12 protein-coding genes and 1 pseudogene are annotated in these 21,738 nt (G+C 39.9%); 11 read left to right on the top strand and 2 right to left on the bottom strand.

Going from position 1 to position 21,738, the window contains the following annotated elements; genetic code table 11:
* The first annotated feature begins 80 nt into the window (after nucleotides 1-80).
* The 6 genes and pseudogenes from J7Q84_RS03725 to J7Q84_RS03700 all read left to right on the top strand — a co-directional run bounded on the left by J7Q84_RS03725 (nucleotide 81) and on the right by J7Q84_RS03700 (nucleotide 6,746).
* Entirely contained in the window at nucleotides 81-902 is an 822-nt protein-coding gene (locus J7Q84_RS03725; protein WP_209093029.1) for a polyphosphate polymerase domain-containing protein, read from the top strand.
* Nucleotides 895-1,587 (top strand): DUF4956 domain-containing protein, encoded by a 693-nt coding sequence (locus J7Q84_RS03720; RefSeq protein WP_209093028.1) that lies wholly within the window; start codon nucleotides 895-897, stop codon nucleotides 1,585-1,587. Before J7Q84_RS03725 ends, J7Q84_RS03720 begins: the two co-directional genes overlap by 8 nt.
* A gap of 28 nt (nucleotides 1,588-1,615) precedes the next feature.
* Nucleotides 1,616-3,226, top strand: a complete 1,611-nt coding sequence (locus tag J7Q84_RS03715; RefSeq protein ID WP_209093121.1) for a CotH kinase family protein — start codon at nucleotides 1,616-1,618, stop codon at nucleotides 3,224-3,226.
* Nucleotides 3,227-3,469: 243 nt separating this feature from the next.
* Nucleotides 3,470-3,880, top strand: a pseudogene (locus tag J7Q84_RS03710) (SpoVR family protein); the annotation flags it as partial.
* A 677-nt stretch (nucleotides 3,881-4,557) separates the two neighbouring features.
* Nucleotides 4,558-5,748, top strand: coding sequence for a glycine C-acetyltransferase (locus tag J7Q84_RS03705; protein ID WP_209093026.1), 1,191 nt, complete (start codon nucleotides 4,558-4,560; stop codon nucleotides 5,746-5,748).
* Between the two features lie 41 nt (nucleotides 5,749-5,789).
* A complete protein-coding gene (locus J7Q84_RS03700; RefSeq protein ID WP_209093025.1) occupies nucleotides 5,790-6,746 on the top strand; it encodes an L-threonine 3-dehydrogenase in 957 nt (318 codons plus the stop codon).
* A 228-nt stretch (nucleotides 6,747-6,974) separates the two neighbouring features.
* On the opposite strand, the gene J7Q84_RS03695 is transcribed toward J7Q84_RS03700, so the two are convergent.
* Both J7Q84_RS03695 and J7Q84_RS03690 read right to left on the bottom strand, forming a co-directional pair.
* A complete protein-coding gene (locus J7Q84_RS03695) occupies nucleotides 6,975-8,036 on the bottom strand; it encodes a sensor histidine kinase (RefSeq protein WP_209093024.1) in 1,062 nt (353 codons plus the stop codon).
* Nucleotides 8,033-8,713, bottom strand: coding sequence for a response regulator transcription factor (locus tag J7Q84_RS03690; RefSeq protein ID WP_209093023.1), 681 nt, complete (start codon nucleotides 8,711-8,713; stop codon nucleotides 8,033-8,035). The genes J7Q84_RS03695 and J7Q84_RS03690 overlap by 4 nt, the downstream gene beginning before the upstream one ends.
* A 354-nt stretch (nucleotides 8,714-9,067) precedes the next feature.
* Between J7Q84_RS03690 and J7Q84_RS03685 the strand changes: the two genes are divergently transcribed.
* The 5 genes from J7Q84_RS03685 (at nucleotide 9,068) to J7Q84_RS03665 (ending at nucleotide 21,727) form a co-directional block, all read left to right on the top strand.
* Nucleotides 9,068-10,303 (top strand): hypothetical protein, encoded by a 1,236-nt coding sequence (locus J7Q84_RS03685; RefSeq protein WP_209093022.1) that lies wholly within the window; start codon nucleotides 9,068-9,070, stop codon nucleotides 10,301-10,303.
* 1,024 nt (nucleotides 10,304-11,327) lie between these two features.
* Complete coding sequence (locus J7Q84_RS18515; protein ID WP_209093021.1) at nucleotides 11,328-15,428, top strand: S8 family serine peptidase; 4,101 nt, start codon at nucleotides 11,328-11,330, stop codon at nucleotides 15,426-15,428.
* A 115-nt stretch (nucleotides 15,429-15,543) separates the two neighbouring features.
* Nucleotides 15,544-16,266, top strand: coding sequence for a hypothetical protein (locus J7Q84_RS03675; RefSeq protein WP_209093020.1), 723 nt, complete (start codon nucleotides 15,544-15,546; stop codon nucleotides 16,264-16,266).
* Between the two features lie 519 nt (nucleotides 16,267-16,785).
* Nucleotides 16,786-20,889, top strand: coding sequence for a S8 family serine peptidase (locus J7Q84_RS18510; protein WP_209093019.1), 4,104 nt, complete (start codon nucleotides 16,786-16,788; stop codon nucleotides 20,887-20,889).
* Nucleotides 20,890-21,004: 115 nt separating this feature from the next.
* Nucleotides 21,005-21,727, top strand: coding sequence for a hypothetical protein (locus J7Q84_RS03665; protein WP_209093018.1), 723 nt, complete (start codon nucleotides 21,005-21,007; stop codon nucleotides 21,725-21,727).
* Nucleotides 21,728-21,738 lie beyond the last annotated feature (11 nt).

The raw sequence follows: 21,738 nt of genomic DNA, 5'->3' as shown, positions 1-21,738 counted from the left end.
TTTTAAGGTTAGGGAATTAATATAGGCACAAGTAAGGTAAATACAACAAAACGTACAACTAAAAAAGGGGGGATGAGGCAATGGCAATCGAGGTGTTCAATAGATATGAAAACAAATATTTATTGGATGATCAGGCGTATCAACGATTCTATAACGACTTGCAGGACTTTATGGAGCTAGACGATTATAACAAGCAACACGAATTTTATTCGATTAGTAACTTGTATTTCGATACGCCGAATGACGAGCTCATTCGGACCAGCTTGTCCAAGCCAAAATATAAGGAGAAGCTTAGGTTAAGGGCGTACGGCGTTCCGGGCGAAGAAGCAAAGGTCTATCTGGAGTTAAAGAAGAAGGTGTGTGGTCTCGTGAACAAACGAAGGACCGGGATGAAGCTTCGTGAAGCCTATGAATTCGTACGGACTGGAATCGTGCCGGACTACAAATCTTACATGAACAAGCAGGTCATCGAGGAGATCAAATATGTACTCGGAAGGTACGAACTAGTGCCTAAGGTGTATCTGGCTTACGAGCGCAAGGCCATGTTCAGCAAGGAAAGCCGCGATTTGCGGATCACATTTGATACCAACATCCGTCATCGACGCAACGATCTCAGGCTTGAGCTAGGGGATCACGGTGAGCGACTTATGCCGACTGGCCAATGGTTGATGGAAGTCAAGGCGGAGAAGACGATTCCGATGTGGTTGTCGCGGTTGCTGTCGGAGCATGGGCTGTACCGGACGAGTTTCTCTAAGTACGGTAATGAATACAAGAAGACGGTAAGAAGTGGCATCAGGATAAATGTCAAAGAACCAATCCTGCAACCTGTGGCAGTTGCCACGGCGGGATTGCTGGATGACACAATAACATCTACAGAAAGAGAGCGTGAAATCTATGTTTGATTTTCAATCCCTATTCAACCCAACAACGGCTGATACGACGATGACCTTCGGCAGTGCTGTCGCTACGATAGTGGTGTCTATTCTACTAGGTATTATCATCAGCTTGACTTATATGAAGACGAATCCGATAGGCTATTCACAGAATTTTACGTTAACGATGGTTATTCTGCCCGTTATCGTAGCGATTATTATATTGTTAATTGGGAGCAACATTGCACGAGCTTTCAGCTTGGCAGGTGCTTTCTCCATTATCCGGTTCCGAAGTGCGCCTGGTGACCCGAAGGATATCGCGTATGTCCTGTTCACCATGGCAGCTGGTCTTGCCTGCGGTGTAGGTGCGTTCGGGTACGCGGTACTCTTCACGGTGATCTTATGTGCACTTATGTATGGCCTTAATAAGTTTAACTTCGGAGCACGAAAATCACAACAGAAGCAATTGAAGGTTACCATTCCAGAGAGTCTCGGGTACGAGGAGGCATTCGCGGAAGTATTCAGTCAGTTCGGGGTGGAGTATGAGCTGAAGCGTGTGCGCACGACTGAGCTGGGAAGCTTGTATGAACTGGTCTATAGTGTTACCTTTGGGTCTTCCACGAATCAGAAGGAATTGCTTGATGCAATCCGCACACGGAATGGTAATCTCGATATTTCGCTTACGATGGTGCCATCGAGTAAAGGAGACTATTAATTACCTAATAGGGAGGGAATAATAGGTGATGAAGACGATTAGCGTGAGACAATATATGGGTACCTTAGCTTTGTCCACGGTGCTGTTGGTATCGGCATGCACCAAGGAGGAGAACGTGGGAAGTATGAAGGTAGCGAATACGGCTGCCGCTGCGAAATATGCCGAGGAGATGGACAGCATGGAGATTATGTCTATGTCGATTGAGGCAGACGAGGCAGCTTGGAAGGAGATGCTGAATAATGCGACAGAGGAGCAATACATCTCGGCGAACATCACGATTAACGGAACGAAGATCACCAATGTCGGTATACGTGCAAAGGGAAATTCCAGCCTGAGACAAGTTGCTAACGAAGATACTACGGATCGATACAGCTTTAAGATCAAGTTTGATGAATACGTTCAGGACCAAACCTGGAAGGGACTCGACAAGCTGGTCATCAATAACATGATTACGGATAACAGCTATATGAAAGAATATTTGAGCTATGACATTATGAGCTATATCGGTGTGGATGCACCTTTGTACGCTTTCGCTGACATTCGAGTGAACGGGGAAGCCTGGGGCTTCTATCTGGCCGTCGAGGATATTGACAGCGGGTATCTAGCCCGTATCAAGGGCGATGAGGGTGAACTGTACAAGCCGAATAATGACGACGGTGGCATGGGAATACCTGAAGGTAAGCGGCCTGGAATGGAAGACGGTATGGAAATGCCTGAAGGTAAGCGGCCTGGAATGGAAGACGGTATGGAAATGCCTGAAGGTAAGCGGCCTGGAATGGAAGACAGTATGAAAATGCCTGAAGGCGGCTTCGGCGGAATGAAAGGCGGAGGTAACGGCGTATCGCTTGTTTATACCGATGATAAGCTGGAAAGCTATTCAGGCATTTTTGATAATGCCGAGACGAAAACAACGGAAGAGGATCATCAGCGTGTTATCGAAGCGCTGAAGCATTTGAATGAAGGTGAGGAGTTGGAAAGCTATGTGGACGTGGACGTAGTTTTGCGTTATTTTGCCGCCCATACGGTGGTAGTCAACATGGATAGCTACACGTCCAACATGGCTCATAACTATTATCTCTATGAGAGCGGTGGGAAGATCAGCATGCTACCATGGGATTACAATATGGCATTCGGCGGCTTCCAAGCAGGCGATGCATCGGACGTCGTTAATCTTGCTATTGATACTCCAGTTTCCGGTATTACACTGGAGGAGCGTCCGATTCTGGGCAAGCTTCTAGAGATTGAAACATACAAGGAGAAGTATCATAAGTACCTGCAGGAGATCGTGGACGGTTACTTCGCGGAGGGGAAGTTCGAACAGAAGGTGCAAAGCGTGAACGCCTTGATTGCAGAACATGTGAAGCAAGATCCAAGCGCGTTTAACACGTACGAGAAGTATGAGGAAGCGGTGAAAGAACTGATTAAGCTTGGAACGCTGAGAGCCGACAGCATTCGAGGTCAGCTGGACGGCGACATTCCATCGACGATCGAAGGTCAGCAGGCGAAACCTGACAGTCTCATTGACGCGTCCTCCGTTGAGCTCTCGAAGCTGGGTGAGAATGGACCAGGTCGAGGGGGCATGGGCGGCGTTCCAGGCGTTCCGAGAGGTCAGGAGCAAGTCGGACAGCCGAGAAGATAAACATAACTTTAAATGGATGCTCTTCATAGTCTTCTGAGCGCACAGCAGGTCCGAATTTTGGTTTATTCAGTAGAAATGAAAAGATTCAGTTCAGAGGATTAAATGAACGCCCTCTCCATTACTTGGAAGAGGGCGTTTGTATGTTATATACGATTGATTTAGCTTTGCTTGATCCATGGTGTATGGAGATTGTCAGTCAGGTTTATGGTTTTTTCCTATATGTGTTGAGAAGCACTTTGGAAGAATGAAGGCTCGGCCAGTTATTGGCACCAGCGTATACTCTGTGAAATGGACTTCACCTCAGATGAAGCCATCGAGTTCGTCAAGCTGAACGTAGGCGTTGTCCAGATGTTCCGCACAAGCATTAATCCATATTATCTCGGCTTGAAAATGTTTGAAGCCATCGAAGAACGTTACAACAACCCGATCGAAGAAATGAACCGAAGCGGTGTAGATTCGGGAGCCGGTAGGGAAAAGATATTCGAGGTACGTGAAATGGAATCGGATAGCTCGTTTCTGCGGAACTACTTACATAAGGATCTTGTTATGCGGGAAGATATGTACCTCTTCCAAAAGCAAGACAAGGACTGCAAAACTGTTGACAAAGGGTGGGAACAAGTTCGCGATCAGCTTGTGAGAATGGGGGTCAACGGTGCTGGAGAATAAGGCTGTGCTGTTTCCGGATAACGGGCGTAATTCACTCTCTTACGAAAAGATTTTTGTCGACAGCATAGAAAAAATTTAGATAGATAACCAAAAAGTATAGTACATAGGGCATGAAGGGAATCGTTTCTGATTCAACCCTTTGTAATTAATCTATACCACTTGGATATATTACAAAGATGTTTGATTAGTATGAAAAAGCAATAGTATTCAAATGGAACATTCTCAGTCTAAGATGAGTCTTACTATTTCAAGGTGATACGCTGTAAAGCCCCGATCTAGCTTCAATATATGGCAAACCTACTCTGCAACTTGTGTTATCAAGGTTTTTTCCACGAACTCACATCTTGTAATTAATATTTACATGATATAAATTTAAGTAGTGATAAAATTTTCGACACTGGTTTAAATCTCGAATGTTGTCAAAGTATGAACAAAAATATAAGATAAATACGGAACACTTAGGTTTCTATACGATAAAAAATCGATATTTAATCTTTTATTCCAATGAAAAGTTTTTGTAAAGCGCTTAACATTCGCAGTGTTTTGGACGTCTGAATCTTTTGCACTGGAACCATTCATTATTCTGAAAAGTGATGTTTAAAAACAAGGGTAAATCATTTGGGAAATTCTGAATTTTTTCTGGTCATCAATGAGGGGGATATGAAATGTCAAGTAAAACATTAGAGCAATTTTTGAAAGAGAATTTAGAAGATTTAACAGAAAAAGGGTTGTACAATGTTATTGATCCGTTAGAAGGCGCAAATGGTCCGATGATCACCATTGCTGGCAGAGAGCTAATTAATTTATCATCCAATAACTATTTAGGTTTAGCAACAGATCAACGATTAGTAGAGGCTTGCGTAGAAGCAACAGAAAAATATGGTGTTGGCTCCGGGGCGGTTCGTACTATTAACGGAACGTTAGATATTCATGTCGAGTTAGAAAAAAGGCTTGCTGAATTCAAGCATACAGAAGCAGCTATTTCTTATCAATCAGGCTTTAACTGTAATATGGCGGCGATTTCCGCAGTAATGGATAAGAACGACGCTATTCTTTCAGATGAACTGAATCATGCCTCGATTATTGATGGCTGCCGATTATCTAAAGCAAAAATTATTCGCTATAACCATTCTGATATGGAAGATTTACGTGCAAAAGCACAACAGGCGAAAGAGTCCGGATTGTACAACAAAATCATGGTTATTACTGATGGAGTGTTTTCAATGGATGGAGATATTGCCAAACTTCCTGAAATTGTAGAGATTGCAGAAGAGTTCGATTTAATTACGTATGTTGATGACGCGCATGGATCAGGTGTGTTAGGAAATGGTGCAGGAACGGTAAAACATTTTGGATTATCGGATAAAGTGGATTTTCAAATTGGAACATTATCCAAAGCTATTGGTGTTGTAGGCGGCTATGTGGCCGGAAAGAAAAATTTAATTGATTGGTTAAAAGTGAGAAGCCGCCCATTTTTATTTTCAACGGCTGTCACACCGGGCGCAGCTGCAGCTTGTATAGAAGCCATTGATATTTTGATGAATAGCTCAGAGCTTCAAAATAAGCTGTGGGAAAACGGCGATTACTTGAAAAAAGGCTTAAAAGAATTAGGGTTTGATATCGGAGAGAGCGAAACACCAATCACGCCTTGTATTATAGGAGATGAAGCGAAAACGCAGCAATTCAGTAAGAGGCTGATCGAGGAGGGCGTTTATGCTAAATCCATCGTCTTTCCGACCGTTCCAAAGGGAACAGGAAGAGTGAGAAATATGCCGACAGCTGCTCATACAAAAGAGATGCTAGACCGTGCGTTAGCTATTTATGAAAAAGTAGGAAAAGAGATGTCCATTATTTAAGGGGATTGCTTACTTCAGAGTGAAACAAGGAGGAGTTTTTAATGAAAAAGGTTTTAGTAACGGGAGCCTTAGGTCAAATTGGTTCAGAACTGACAATGAAAATGAGAGAGATTTACGGATTTGACAATATTATTGCGACAGATATTCGCAAAACGGAAAGCGATGTTGCCCAGTCAGGTCCGTTTGAGATTTTAGATGTAACAGATGCAAATCTGATGTTTGACATTGCAAAAAAATATGAAGTGGATACGGTTATTCATTTAGCTGCTTTATTGTCAGCAACAGCTGAAAAGAATCCTCTTTTAGCATGGAATTTAAACATGGGTGGATTGGTGAATGCTTTGGAAACAGCACGAGAACTTAATTGCCAATTTTTCACACCTAGTTCCATAGGAGTGTTTGGACCGACTACTCCTAAAGATTCCACTCCGCAAGATGTCATTCAACGGCCGACGACGATGTATGGAGTGAATAAAGTATCCGGAGAGTTATTATGTGATTATTACTATCATAAATTTGGACTAGATACGAGAGGTCTTCGATTCCCAGGACTGATATCGTATGCTACGCCTCCAGGTGGGGGAACGACTGACTACGCAGTTGAAATTTACTATGAAGCAGTTAAAAACAAACGATATACTTCATACATTGCTGAGGGGACGTATATGGACATGATGTATATGCCTGATGCTTTAAATGCTATTATTGCATTGATGGAGGCAGATGCTTCAAAATTAAAACACCGAAATTCTTTCAACGTGTCCGCTATGAGCTTTGAGCCAGAGCAAATTGCAGCTGAAATCAAAAAGCATATTCCGGAATTTGTTATGGATTATGCTGTTGACCCTGTAAGACAATCTATTGCCGACAGTTGGCCGAATTCAATAGATTCCACTTGTGCAAAAGAAGAATGGGGATTTAAGACAGAATATGATTTAGAGAAAATGACGAAGGATATGCTAGTAAAGATAGAAGCAAAATCTCTTATCCTTGTCTAAGAAATAAGCCTACTGCTCGAATAAAAGAGTTGTCATACTCTTTTATTCGAGCTATTTTTGTTTATTTTAGAAATTTTCAACCTAAAGCGATTCGCTTTTTACAACGAAAGAAGCTGCTCATATGATGAAAAAGCCAAACTCTCTAAGGGAAAAAGTCTATCAAAAATCAAGTGAGCCTCTAAGCAGAAGTAAAAGATGGTGAAAGAACTACTTTTGATAGTAGTTCTTTCACCATCTTTTAGGTAATGTTATGGTCATCTCTGTCCCTTGTCCAAGTTCACTATGGACTTCAATCTTGCCTTGATGGAGTTCAATAATTTTTTTTACAATCGAAAGACCGAGACCACTGCCTCCAAAGGTGCGGTTCCGAGATTTATCGCCTTTGTAAAAACGCTCAAATATATGCATTTGTGTTTCTTTGTCCATACCAATCCCTGTATCGGTGATTATTATGGATACATGATCTAGATCTAGTTCAAACACTTCAACTGAAATGGTTCCATTTTTAGGTGTGAATTTAATGTTGTTGTGAATTAAATTAGTCCAAACCTGATCCATTAGCTCTTCGTCAGCGTCAATGGTTAAGCTCTTAAGAGCAACATCCATTTCAATATTCTTTTCAAGCCATTGCGGCTCATTTGCCAAGATGACGCGACGGAGCTGATGATCTAAGCGATAACTTTTTCGTTCAAAGGGCGGATGCTCTGATTCTAGGGACGTCAGCTTAAGCAGGTTTTCGCTTAATTTTGAAAGACGCATGCATTCTGTTTCAATAATATTGAGATAATGAGCGCGTTCATTAGGGGTAAGCTGATCATTCTTTAAGACATGGGCGAATCCAGCAATTGATGTTAGTGGTGACTGGATTTCATGTGATACATTTGAGATAAATTCCTGACGCATTTGTTCCATTTCACCAAGCTGCTTTGCTGTATGCTCGATACTTTGGATAATACTATAATACGGATGATTGGGCGAATGGATGCGTTGATTGTAATAAGATAGATCGATATTAAAATTACCCGCAGCCATCATTTTCATAGCATCGATAATAGGAAGGATAAATCTATGTTCCATACGTCCTCGTTTTAAAAAGGTAAACGTCATTAAAGCAAATAGGAGAATTCCTAATGAAAAATTGATAAGCTGTCGGACATAGGCGTGCGGACTTTGATCAATCACAGTGTAGAACCATGTTGTTAAAAAATACACTACAGACCAGCTACAGAATAAGGTAAGGATCATTGTTATAGTCCATACAGTCTGTTCCATTCTTTCGGGTAGCTTCATTTTATCACCTCTAGACGGTAGCCGAGACCGCGGATGGTTGTAATTTTAAACGGGCATGTTGGATTTGAAAAACGCTGACGTAATCGCTTAATGTGGACATCGACTGTTCGTTCGTCACCTTCGTAATCAAACCCCCAAATAGTCTCAATGAGCTGTTCTCTTGAAAAAGTTTTGCCTTGATTTGTGGCAAGTTTGAACAAGAGTTCAAATTCTTTGAGCGGTAAGGTTATATCGTTATGCCCGTCCAAAACTTTGTAAGAGGCTCGATCAATCACTACATGTCTAATTTCGATTTTATTAGAAAACGAAATTTGAGCACGTTTGAGCAGCGCCTTAACGCGAGCTACTAATTCAGCAGCAGCAAATGGCTTCACCATATAATCATCTGTTCCAAGATCAAAGCCTTTCACCTTTTGGCTTGTTTCACCTTTTGCAGTCAACATTAAAATTGGGAGCGTATCTGAATAATACGTTCGTACCTCACGACAAAATGTCCATCCATCCATATTCGGCATCATAATATCTAGAATGATTAAATCGATTTTTTTTAACTCTAGTGCAGCTAAGGCGTCTTTCCCATCAACTGCTTCAACTATTGAGAGCCCTTCTTGTGAAAGAAAGACACGAATCAGTTCTCGAATATGTGAATCGTCATCTACAATTAATATATTTGCCACGAATTATCCCTCCTTTTCGTTAAAGTGTGGGTTGAAAAATTGAATTAACGATTATACCGATGTAGATATATTATTTCATAAATTTGTCTGATTGAATAATTGATTCCTTTTGTTTCGTCTCCCTTCAGTTCTAACTTTGATTTAAAGAATAAAGTATGTTTATGAACTGAATATGAACAAAAAGTGGGCTTAAAGTAAGGATATGGTTGTACTTTTAGATAGGATAGGAATACTTTGTTTCAATCATCAAGTTTTCTGAATCCCTCTTGAATTGAAACAGTATGGAGTTATTAGCGCATGTAAAGAATTGGTCTGCATATACTGTGTTGAAAAATAAAAACCAGGGAGGTTTTTATGAAACAAATAGGAATGTACGATCTTGCTATTCTCAAAAGCTGGCTGCCACCTATGGCAGAGCTTATAGAATTGCCAAAGGCGAACTATGCCCCCGCAGTATTATCGGCAGACTTAGACGGGGATAATACTGTGGAATTAGTGGTTGTATATAGATATCAAGGCGAACTGTATGTAATGATTTTAAAAAAGCATTATAACACATGGTATCCTATTGCCAATATGAAAGGAAACGGCTACAGCATTACAGATTTATTGGCAGCGCCTATTATGAATCGAAAAATGAATAGCTTGATTATTGGATGGCAGATTGATGGGATTTGCTCAGAGTTAGATATTTTGCAGTGGACTTCAAATGGATTTCAACATATTCTTCCTAGGGGAATTCATTTCAGCAGACTGGAAATTGAAGATATGCCAGGTGTACATGGAAGAGACGGTATAGGTGAAATTGCTTTATGGGTACATGATAGAGAAAAAGGGTTTAGGATCGATGTGTATCGATGGAGTTGTGGTGGGTTAGATTTCGCTAAAGATGCCTATCCTTATTATTTGAAAAAGGTAAAGGATGATTACGAGCCTATCTTGAAAAGCATGATTGCTCACTTTCCTGATAATGGTTTTAGATTTCTTGAAACTGTTCTTCATTGGGATGGAAATCCGTTCGTTCCAAGCAAGCAGTCTCCAGCAGTGGCAGATGAAGAGCTGCATAGAGGAAATCTGTTGGGAACGGGTAGATATAATATAGATCTCTCGAATGTTCAAAAGATGTACTCAGAAACAGTTAAAGATGTACAACTGGAGAAGGCTTTTGCCAAGATGTATGGATTACAGAAAGGGGTCGATAAGATACGGTATTATTATAATCGGATTGACCTTGATGGAGATGGTGCGCCTGAAGTTTTTGTGTATCTTGTGGGACCTTTAGTTTGCGGGACTGGCGGATGCAGTGCAGCTATTTTTAAAACGGTTGGTGAAGATTATCAATTGATCTCGGAATTTACGCTTGTTCGTAATCCCATTATTATTAGTGATCATAAAACAAATGGATTTCACGATATAATCATGTATGTTTCAGGAGGGGGAATCAAGCCTTTTTATGCAAAGATGAAGTATACAAATAAATCCTATCCGTTAAATCCATCTATTCAACCTAGAGTAAAATCAGGGACGAAGGTGAACGGCATTGCAATTATCGCCGATGATATTCTTACAAATCAAGGGGTTCAATTTTAGCTATACCTTAAAGAGTTTGAAGTGAGACTAGGAGACATTGATAGCTAAGAATAGGTATGAAAAATGCTACTTTAGTGCATAGGTCTGTTCTTATGCTGTTGATGACATGTTCATATTATATTCAGCCGTATTTGATTGAATGTGAAACGTACACTCATATCCTCCAAAATACAGTCCTTTAACATGCATTATGTTGAGTAAATAGCACATATAATGAAGCCGAGGGGGAATTATATGACTATTTTTGGATATATTTTCTGGGGAATCTGTATTATACACATGGTAGTATGTTTTTGGATACACAAGAAATATAAAAGTATCTTGCCTAATCGGTCAACCAATCAAGAAATAAATGAAAAAACTAAGAGATTAGAGACTAGGAGATACGATAATCACCCTCCATTTTAAAGATTGATAGTTTTTACTTATGGAAAAGTAAAAGAGGAGACTTCCCAATACTCTGCTTTTGCAGGAAAAGTGAAAATTCAGTAAGCATTTATTACGTTATTTGTTTCATAATAATCTATAGAAACATTTCCTATATATTTACAAAAATTTTATTCATATTGAAAGCCTTCAGCTAATAGCTAAAGGCTTTTCTATATCTATAGGAATTGAAGAAATGGCACTGCTCTAAAATTAGGTGCTTACAAGTTGATAATTTACTTTGAAGTCGCATTCATTAGTGGATGATTAAAAATATAAAAATACTGAATTGAAAATGAAAAACGAGTTGTTTAATACAAAAGTGTGTCCGTATGGATACGCTTTTTATAATATGAAAGAAATTCAATGATAAGCATTAAATTTTTTATTTATTAATCTGAAAAATCTAAAAAACAATAAATTTTCCCAAGTTTTTTGAGGTTATAGTCGCAATACATAAGGATTTCTTATATTTAAAATAGATAAAATATGATTTATTTGAATGAAATCCGAAGAATTTTCCCAATTGTAGTTAGTTGAAATAATTGTAGAATTAAAGAGAAAGATATTTTCGAATCATGAGGAAGGGTGAGAGGATTTGACTAAAAATAAAAGAAATGCGGCGAAACAAGTTGCAGTTGTAGCATTAAGCGCAGGCCTTCTGATTGGACCTGCTGCAAATATAAACTATACCCCTGTTGCACATGCACAGACCAATACAACGGCAGAGAGCGTATTAGCAAAACTAACGCCAGAAAAGCGCGAAGCATTGCAAAAATTAGAGAATCGAGAATTGAAAACAGGATTACAATTATCACGGGATGTCGATTTAACAAGTGATAAAGAGGTAACGGTTATCGTTGAGTTCAAAGACCTTCCTGCAAAAGCAGCGCAAATTGCTAAAGCTGCCAAAGGAGAAACGCTGTCTCTTGCACAAGCGAAAGAGAATGTAGAGAAATCCCATACCAAGTTCAAAAAAGATCTGCAGGAAAAGCTAGGGAAAACTAAATCAGGAAAAGATTCCTATCAAATTAAATATACGTATAAAAATTCCTTGAATGGTGTTGCGTTAACACTGCCAGCAAACCAAATTAATACATTACTAGATTCTGATGTAGTAAAAGCTGTCTACAGTGATTACAAGGTACAAGTAGAACCGCCTGCTCAAGCAGAGGATGCGAAGGAGCAAACAAAGGTAGATAGTATCCCGTTTTTAAATCTTGATAAACTGCATGACGAAGGATTTACAGGAAAAGGTGTCAAGGTTGGCGTCCTTGACACAGGGATTGATTATAATCATCCGGATCTTAAACATGCCTATAAAGGCGGGTATGACTTTGTAGATAACGATAACGATCCGATGGAAACGACCTATGCTGACTGGAAAAAATCTAATAGACCAGAAACTTCGAATGGCAGTACGTATTATACTGACCATGGTACACACGTTTCTGGTACGATTGCGGGACGAGCAGAAAATAATTCGGACTATAAAGTAAACGGCGTTGCGCCAGAAGCGGATTTATATGTATATCGTGTACTAGGACCATACGGTAGTGGGGCGACTACGGGGATACTTGCTGGTATCGACAAAGCGGTTGCGGATGGTATGGATGTGATTAACTTGTCGTTAGGCGCTTCTACCAATAATCCGTTATATGCTACCAGCTTAGCTGTAGATAATGCAGTATTAAGCGGCGTAACTGCTGTAGTTGCAGCCGGCAACTCCGGAAGTGATATGTACACATTAGGATCTCCAGGAGCTGCAGCCCTTGCATTAACAGTCGGTGCGAGTTCTGTCCCTAGTACAATCACAACCTATGAGAGTCAATTTGCAGCTGGCAGCGGTAAGGTTAGTGCAACGATGCAATTGATGACGAAGAAATGGACAGATGATTTTGGCGGCTTATCTGGACAAACGTATGATATGGTGGATGTAGGTCTCGGCGGACCAAACGATTACACAGGAAAAGATATCAATGGCAAAATCGCATTTATCGAGCGCGGCACGTATGCTCTAATCGAAAAAATGCAGTATGCAAAAGCGCATGGTGCAGTGGGTGTTGTTATCTACAACATTAATGCTGATGAAGGGCATATTCCGTATTTCCTAGGAGAAAGCAATGATAATATTGCGACATTCTCCATGACTAATAAAGATGGACTAGCGGTTAAAGATTTGTTTGCAAATGGTGTACCAACGGTTACATTTGGAGCGACAGGCGAAAAGGAACTTCCTAGCGATGAATTGGCGAGCTTTAGCTCTAGAGGACCATCCGGTACATTATACGATATTAAGCCGGAAGTCACAGCACCGGGGGTAGATATTTTATCGACAGTCCCTTCTTATATCGGAAACAAAGAGGATACTTCTGATTATTCCTCCGCATATTTAAGAATGTCAGGTACATCCATGGCAACTCCGCATGTAGCGGGTATTGCGGCATTATTATTACAGGCTCATCCAGAGTATACGCCGGGCGATGTAAAGTCTGTGCTGATGAATACAGCGGATCCATTAAAGAACCCGTACAGCGTATTTGAAGTGGGGGCAGGTAGAGTCGATCCAATGCAAGCCATCCATTCTGATATGATTATTAGTGTACAAGATGAGACGCCTTATATTGAGAATGGCGAGGAAAAAATGATTGCAGAACAAACAGGCGGTATCAGCTATGGTTTCGTTCCTATGGGGGCAGATAAGAATTATACAAAAACTACGAAACTATCATTTGCCAATAGCGGGAAAGAAAACAAAAAGTATGAACTGTCTGTAGAATACAATGTAGGTGCACGAGGGTCGTTAGATGCGAAGAAAAATGGTGTAATGGTACAAGTGCCAAATACACTTAAAGTGAAGAAGAACAGTACAGAACAACTCTCTGCATTTCTAGTGATTCCAAAAACAGCTCAAAAAGGCATCTATGAAGGATATATCAATATTCAAGAGAGAAACAATCCGAAAGAAAGCTACCGCATTCCATTTGGAGTAAAGGTGGTGGAAGAAGGGTTGGGTTACTTTGATGTGTATACAAAGAGTATTTCAACGAATCGTGTAATCAATCCATTCAGCAGAAAGGATACGGATTTAGACTTTATACTAAACTCACCGATGGAAACATTAGACTGGATATTAGTCGATCCGAAAACGAACAAAGATCTAGGATTGATTGCTACTGTTAATGCGACAGGTGCAGCTCCTGATACGTATTATTATATAGAAGACTTATTTTACGGCAGATACTATCCGTTCACAGGAAATGAGAAAAAACCACTCGGATACGTTTCTGAAAAGGCACCAGATGGAATCTATGACATTAAAATGATTGGAACCAATAGAGCAGGAAAGCAGTTTGTTAAAACATCAAAAGTAAGTATTGATAACAATGGACCAACAATCATGTTTGATGATACAAATGCAATGCCAAAAGGAGATCTTCCATTTGTAGAATTGGCAGAAGGTCAAGACACGGTAACTGTTTCCGGAACGCTATTGGATCCTGAAATCAATCAAACACAAGCAGCAGGCATTCCTTTATCTCAGAAGAATAATAAAGTGTTTTATGGTCCAGGTTACCCATCACTCTCTATAGATGTAGATGAGAATGGAAAGTTTAGTAAGGAAATTAAACTGTATAGTAACATTAATACAATGCAGTATGTAGGGGCAGATTTTGCTGGAAATGCGTCTGTACCAAAAGTAGTATATTATACAAAGCCGGGTGCGTCCTATGTGTATGCAAAACCAAATAAAGATGCGATCAAATTTGGGGATAAAGTAACGTATACATTCTACGCACATAATTTACGACAAGCTAACACGCTTTCTTTAAAAATGTACTATCAAAGCAAATATGTGGACAGTGTTGAATTCAAAAAAGGACAAGGTTTACCAGAAGGCTCCGAACTGACAACAACGACAACGGGTACGACAAGCTTAGCAACGACAGTAAACATCAACATTCCAGATGAAGGAGTTGCTGGTGATGTGGCGCTATTCGATGTTGAAGTGGATACAAATGCCAATGAATTCTTAAACGTATATTCGAACGTCTTTAGTAGTGTTACTACAATGCAGGTCAATAATGAAAGCGGAAATCGGGTATCAACGATTATGGGAGTAATGCCAATGTATCCGATTTACTCTAAAGCAACAGCAAAACTAAATGGTGTAGGGTTATATACTGCATCAGGTTCTTTTAACTACAGCATTGATTACACTCAAGTAGGAGCAACAATGAAGCTGCAAGATGAAAATGGTGTGATCTATGATGGAGTGATCGAAAAAGGTGGAAATGTAAACTTTACAGGATTGCCGGCAGCAGTGCAAAGATATACGGTGATCATGGATATTCCTGGACATTACACAACATATACACCGATGGAGATTGGCCGTACGGAGCGCGGAATTGATATCGGAGAATGGATTACCTATCCGACAGTCGGTGCCAAACCGGGTGACATTAACAAAGATAATACAATCGATATCTTGGATGCAATTCTGCTTCAAGACAATTGGGGTACGAATAATCGTGCGACAGATATTAACTTTGACGGAACAACAGATGCGAAAGACTTTAGTTTACTAGAGAAGTATTATTTAACAGAAAATCCGTTTGTTATAGAGACACCGACTCCACAAACAGAAAAGAATGGAAAAACGATTGAGTCTATCAAGAAAGATTTGGGACTGAATTAATAAAACGGCAAGGATGGCGATGGGCTGAATGTATATTTGGCCCATTCTCCTTCGTACGAATGTTTTAATATTTATATAAACAAAAATATATAGATAGAAAGCAGGAAATAAGGACATGAATATTACGAAAATGAAAAAGGTGTTAGTAGGGACAACATTAGCAGGTGTAATGACTGCGGCAGCGAGCTATGGAACATACTCTTGGTTTACTTCCACTGTGACAGCAACGGGAGATGTGACTAATGCGGTTCTTCAATTGAACAATGGAGAAGAGAATCTTGGTGAAGTGTTATCTGCGAAAAAATTCGCTCCTTCCCAACTGGTGTGGGGGAATTGGTTAACGATTGACAATACGGGAAATGTGGATGCCTTGTTAGAAGCAACACTGCAGCAAACAATCAATAAGGATGCATCATTAGACGCATACAAAGTAGGGTACGTAGCGCTGAAATACACGGTAAAGCCAACAGAAGAAGTATTAAAAGCGTCTCAATACAAGCTTCAGCAATTATTTAAAGGAACAACAAATGAAGTGACACGTACTCTTGCAGCAGGAGATTCTATTAATCTAGGTGACGGTGTGGAACTTGTATCCGGCTTTGTAGAGCCAAGCGCTGTCCAAGCACGTGCGATGAATGAAAAAATAGATTTGTTAGGTGACGGAGCCGAAGCCGGAAAAACGAATAAATTCTGGAAGCTGAACCCAAATCAATATATCGATATTCAATTTGCATTTAAACTAGATGAGCATGCGGGAAATGAATATCAAGGCGCGAAATATAAAATGAACTTTACAGTGACTGCGAAGCAAGCAGACGAGGGTGCAAAAAGCAAATAAGAGAATGGCAGAAAAACAGGCGGACTTTGTTCGCCTGTTTTTTATCAGCGTTTGTATTATTTCTTGTAGCAACGGTTTAAATGTCAATTTTTCAGCCTACCCTTTTCCATACTTTTCACTTATATAACCATAAGTGAAATATATTATTTATATTTTTGGATTAATTGTATACTAAATTCTATAGAGTTGAAAAATGCAGAATTTTGTAAAAAATTATTTTCAAGCGAAAGAATAAACTGCGCTAAAACAAGGTGCTTGTCTTTAACTGTATAGAAATGAAATCAATTCTTGTCTATGCGCAATAAATTCAGCCAATCAGGTGATTTATAGCTGTTGGTATTTACAATAGGAGATATAACATCAGATACTTACTCCAGTTTTCACCAGTGATACACAGTTTATGTACTGGTATTAATTTCTTTACCTTGTACTCTATTGGCGTAATGTCAATAGAGCATGTCGAGAGTACATAGTAATGAAATGGATATAGATAAATTGAACAAGAAGGGATGAAGAGAATTGGTTAAAGACAGAAGAAATATGGCAAAACAAGCTGCAGTTGTAGCGTTAAGCGCAGGTCTTCTAGTTGGACCAGTGGCCAACCTGAACTATACCTCTGTTGCTCATGCAAAGACCAATACAACGGCAGAGAGCGTATTAGCAACACTAACGTCAGAACAGCGTGAAGCATTGCAAAAATTAGAGAATCGAGAATTGAAAACAGGATTACAATTATCACGGGATGTCGATTTAACAAGTGATAAAGAGGTAACGGTTATCGTTGAGTTCAAAGACCTTCCTGCAAAAGCAGCGCAAATTGCAAAAGCTGCCAAGGGAGAAAAGCTTTCTCTTGCACAGGCAAAAGAAAATGTGGAAAAATCACATGCTCAGTTCAATAAAGATCTGCAATCAAAAGTAGGAAAGACTAAATCAGGCAAGGATTCCTATCAAATCAAATATACGTATAAAAATTCCTGGAATGGTGTTGCGTTAACACTGCCAGCAAATCAAATTAATACATTGCTAGAATCTGATGTAGTAAAAGCTGTCTATAGTGACTACACGGTACAACTTGATCTACCTGCTCAAGGAGAAGATGCGAAGGAGCAAACAAAGGTAGATAGTATCCCATTTTTAAATCTTGATAAACTTCATGAAGAAGGCTTTACTGGAAAAGGAATCAAGGTCGGGGTTCTTGATACAGGAGTCGATTATAATCACCCAGATTTGAAGCATGCCTATAAAGGCGGATATGACTTCGTAGACAATGATAATGATCCGATGGAAACAACTTATGCTGACTGGAAAAAGACTACTAAAACAGAATTTTATAATGGCAGTGCTTATTATACAGAACATGGTACGCACGTTGCAGGTACGATTGCGGGGCGAGCAGAAAATAACTCAGACTATAAAGTAATCGGAGTTGCGCCGGAAGCAGATTTATATGCGTATCGTGTATTAGGACCATACGGAAGCGGAGCGACTGCAGGGATACTTGCTGGTATCGACAAAGCGGTTGCGGACGGCATGGATGTGATTAACTTGTCATTAGGTGCTTCCACTAATAATCCGTTATATGCTACTAGCTTAGCTGTAGATAATGCTGTATTAAGCGGCGTAACTGCTGTAGTTGCAGCCGGAAACTCTGGAAGCGATATGTTCACGTTAGGATCTCCAGGAGCTGCAGCGCTTGCATTAACAGTTGGTGCTAGCTCTGTCCCTAGTACAGTTACAACCTTTAAGAGTCAATTTGCTGCCGCTGGTAATAATGCTAGCGCAACGCTGCAGTTGATGACGAAAACATGGACAGATGATTTTAGTAGCTTATCTGGACAAACCTTCGATATGGTAGATGTAGGTCTAGGCGGAGCGAGCGATTACAATGGAAAAGATGTCAAGGGAAAAGTAGCATTTATCCAGCGCGGCACATATGCTTTGATTGAGAAAATGCAGTATGCGAAAGCGAATGGAGCAGTGGGTGTTGTTATCTACAACATTAATGCGAATGAAGGGCATATTCCGTTCTACTTAGGAGAAAACAACGATAATATTCCGACATTCTCCATGACAAATAAAGATGGTCTAGCGGTCAAGAGCTTGTTCGCGAGCGGTGTGCCGACAGTTACATTTGGAGCGACAGGTAAAGCAGAAATTCCTGGCGATGCATTAGCAAACTTCAGCTCTAGAGGACCATCTGGTATGTTATATGATATTAAGCCGGAAGTAACAGCACCAGGGGTAGACGTCTTATCGACAGTACCTTCTTATATTGCAAACAAAGTAAATACTTCTGATTATTCCTCCGCATATGCAAGGCTATCAGGTACATCGATGGCGAGTCCGCATGTAGCAGGAATTGCAGCATTATTACTGCAGGCTCATCCAGAGTATACGCCGGGCGATGTAAAGTCTGTGTTAATGAATACAGCGGATCCATTAAAGAACCCGTACAGCGTATTTGAAGTGGGGGCTGGTAGAGTCGATCCAATGCAAGCAATCCATTCTGATATGATTATTAGTGTACAAGATGAGACGCCTTATATTGAGAATGGCGAGGAAAAAATGATTGCAGAACAAACAGGCGGTATCAGCTATGGTTTTGTTGCAATGGAAGAAAATAAAAATTACACAAAAACTACAAAACTATCATTTGCTAATAGCGGGAAAGAAAACAAAAAGTATGAACTGTCTGTAGAATACAATGTAGGTGCACGAGGATCATTAGATGCGAAGAAAAATGGTGTGACAGTACAAGTACCAAATACACTTAAAGTGAAAAAGAACAGCACAGAACAACTCTCTGCATTACTAGTGATTCCGAAAACGGCTCAAAAAGGCATGTATGAGGGATATATCAATATTCAAGACAAAAACAATCCAGAAGAAAGCTACCGTATTCCATTTGGAGTAAGGGTGGTGGAAGAAGGGTTAGGTTACTTTGATGTGTATACAAAGAGTATTTCAACAAATCATGTAACCAATCCATTCAGCAGAAAAGAGACGGATTTAGACTTTATCTTAAACTCACCGATGAAAACATTAGATTGGATATTAGTCGATCCGAAAACGAACAAAGAATTAGGGCTAATCGCTTCTTTTGATGCGGCAGATGCAGCTATTGATACGTATTATTATATAGAAGACCTATTTTACGGCAGATACTATCCGTTCACAGGAAATGCGAAAAAACCAATCGGGTACGTTTCTGAACTGGCACCAGCTGGAGTTTATGACATTAAAATGATTGGAACCAATCCAGCAGGCAAGCAGTTTGTCAAAACATCAAAAGTTAGCATTGATAACAATGGACCAACAATCACCTTTGATGATACAAATGCGATGCCAAAAGGAGATCTTCCATTTGTAGAACTGGCAGAAGGCCAAAAAACGGTAACTATTTCTGGAACGCTGTTGGATCCAGAAATCACTCAAACACAAGCAGCAGGCATGCCACTTTCTCAGGCGAACAATAAAGTGTTTTATGGAGCAACTGGATCATCTTATTATACGAATGTAGATGAGAATGGAAAGTTTAGTCAAGAGATTTCGCTTAATACTTCTTCCACTATCTCTACTGTCCAGTATGTAGGAGCAGACTTTGCAGGAAATGCTGCTTTGCCAAAAATAGTATATTATACGAAGCCGGGTGCGTCCTATGTGTATGCAAAACCAAATAAAGATGGGATAGTGCTTGGGGATAAAGTAACGTATACATTCTATGCACACAATTTACGAAAAGCTAACACGCTTTCTTTAAAGTTTTATTATCAAGCTAAATACTTAGATAGTACTAATTTTACAAGAGGAAAAGGTTTACCAGAGGGATCTGAACTGAAAGTAACGACAACGGGTACTACAAGCTTAACTACGACAGTAGATATTAGCGTTCCAGGCGAAGGGGTTGCTGGTGATGTGGCGTTATTTGAATTAGAAGCTGATACGAATGCCAATGAATTCATAAACACAACTGGCACTATTTTTACTCCTACTACAATGCAGGTTAATAATGAAAGCGGAAATCGACTACAAACGTTTATGGGATTCGTACCGTTATATTCGCCTTACTCTAAAACAACAGCGAAACTAAATGGTGTAGGCTTATATACTGCAGCAGGTGCTTATAACTACAGCATTGACTATACTCAAGTAGGGGGCACGATAAAGCTGAAGGATACGAACGGTGTCATCTATGATGGAGAGATTGCAAAAAATGGAGATGTAAGCTTTAAAGGGTTACCAGCAGCGATGCAAAAGTATACGGTGATTACGGATATCCCAGGACATTACACGACGTATACACCGATGGAATTGGGCCGTACAGAGAGAGGAATCAATATTGGCGAAAATGTTGGTTACCCGACAGTTGGTGCCAAACCGGGTGACATCAACAAGGATAATACAATCGATATTCACGATGTAATCCTACTTCAAGATAATTGGGGTACAAATAATCGCGCAACGGATATTAACTTTGATGGAAAAACAGATGCGAAAGACTTTAGTTTACTAGAGAAGTATTATTTAACAGAAAATCCATTTGTGTTAGACACTCCGACTCCACAAAAAGAAGCAAATGGAAAAACAATAGAGTCTATTAAGCAACAGTTAGGATTGAAGTAATAAAAGGGTAAGGATGGCGATGGGCCGGATGTATATTTGGCCCATTCTCCTTCGTACGAATGTTTTAACATTTATATAATCAAAAATATACAGATAGAAAGCAGGAAATAAGGACATGAATATCACGAAAATGAAAAAGGTGTTAGTAGGGACAACATTAGCAGGTGTAATGACTACGGCAGTGAGCTATGGAACATACTCTTGGTTTACTTCCACTGTAACAGCAACGGGAGATGTGACTAATGCGGTTCTTCAATTGAACAATGGAGAAGAGAATCTTGGTGAAGTGTTATCTGCGAAAAAATTCGCTCCTTCCCAACTGGTGTGGGGGAATTGGTTAACGATTGACAATACGGGAAATGTGGATGCCTTGTTAGAAGCAACACTGCAGCAAACAATCAATAAGGATGCATCATTAGACGCATACAAAGTAGGGTACATAGCGCTGAAATACACGGTAAAGCCTACAGAGGAAGTATTAGCAGATTCTCAAGAGAAGCTTCAAAAGTTATTAAAAGGCACAACAAATGAAGTGACGCGTACTCTCGCGGCAGGAAATTCTATTAATCTAGGTGATGGTGTGGAACTTGTATCTGGTATTGTAGAGCCTAGTGGTGTCCAAGCACGTGTGATGAATAAAAAAGTAGATTTGTTAGGTGACGGAGCAGAGGATGGAAAAACGAATAAATTCTGGAAATTGAATTCAAATCAATATATCGATATTCTATTTGGAGTTAAACTAGATGAACATGCGGGAAATGAATATCAAGGTGCGAAATATAAAATGAACTTTACAGTGACTGCGAAGCAGACAGACGAGGGTGCAAAAAGTAAATAAGAGGCTTTTAG

Source organism: Bacillus sp. 165, from assembly GCF_017742235.1.
Lineage (GTDB): Bacteria > Bacillota > Bacilli > Bacillales > Bacillaceae_G > JAGHKQ01.
Note: the sequence above shows the minus strand (reverse complement) of the source record. Positions and strands in the feature narration are given on the sequence as shown.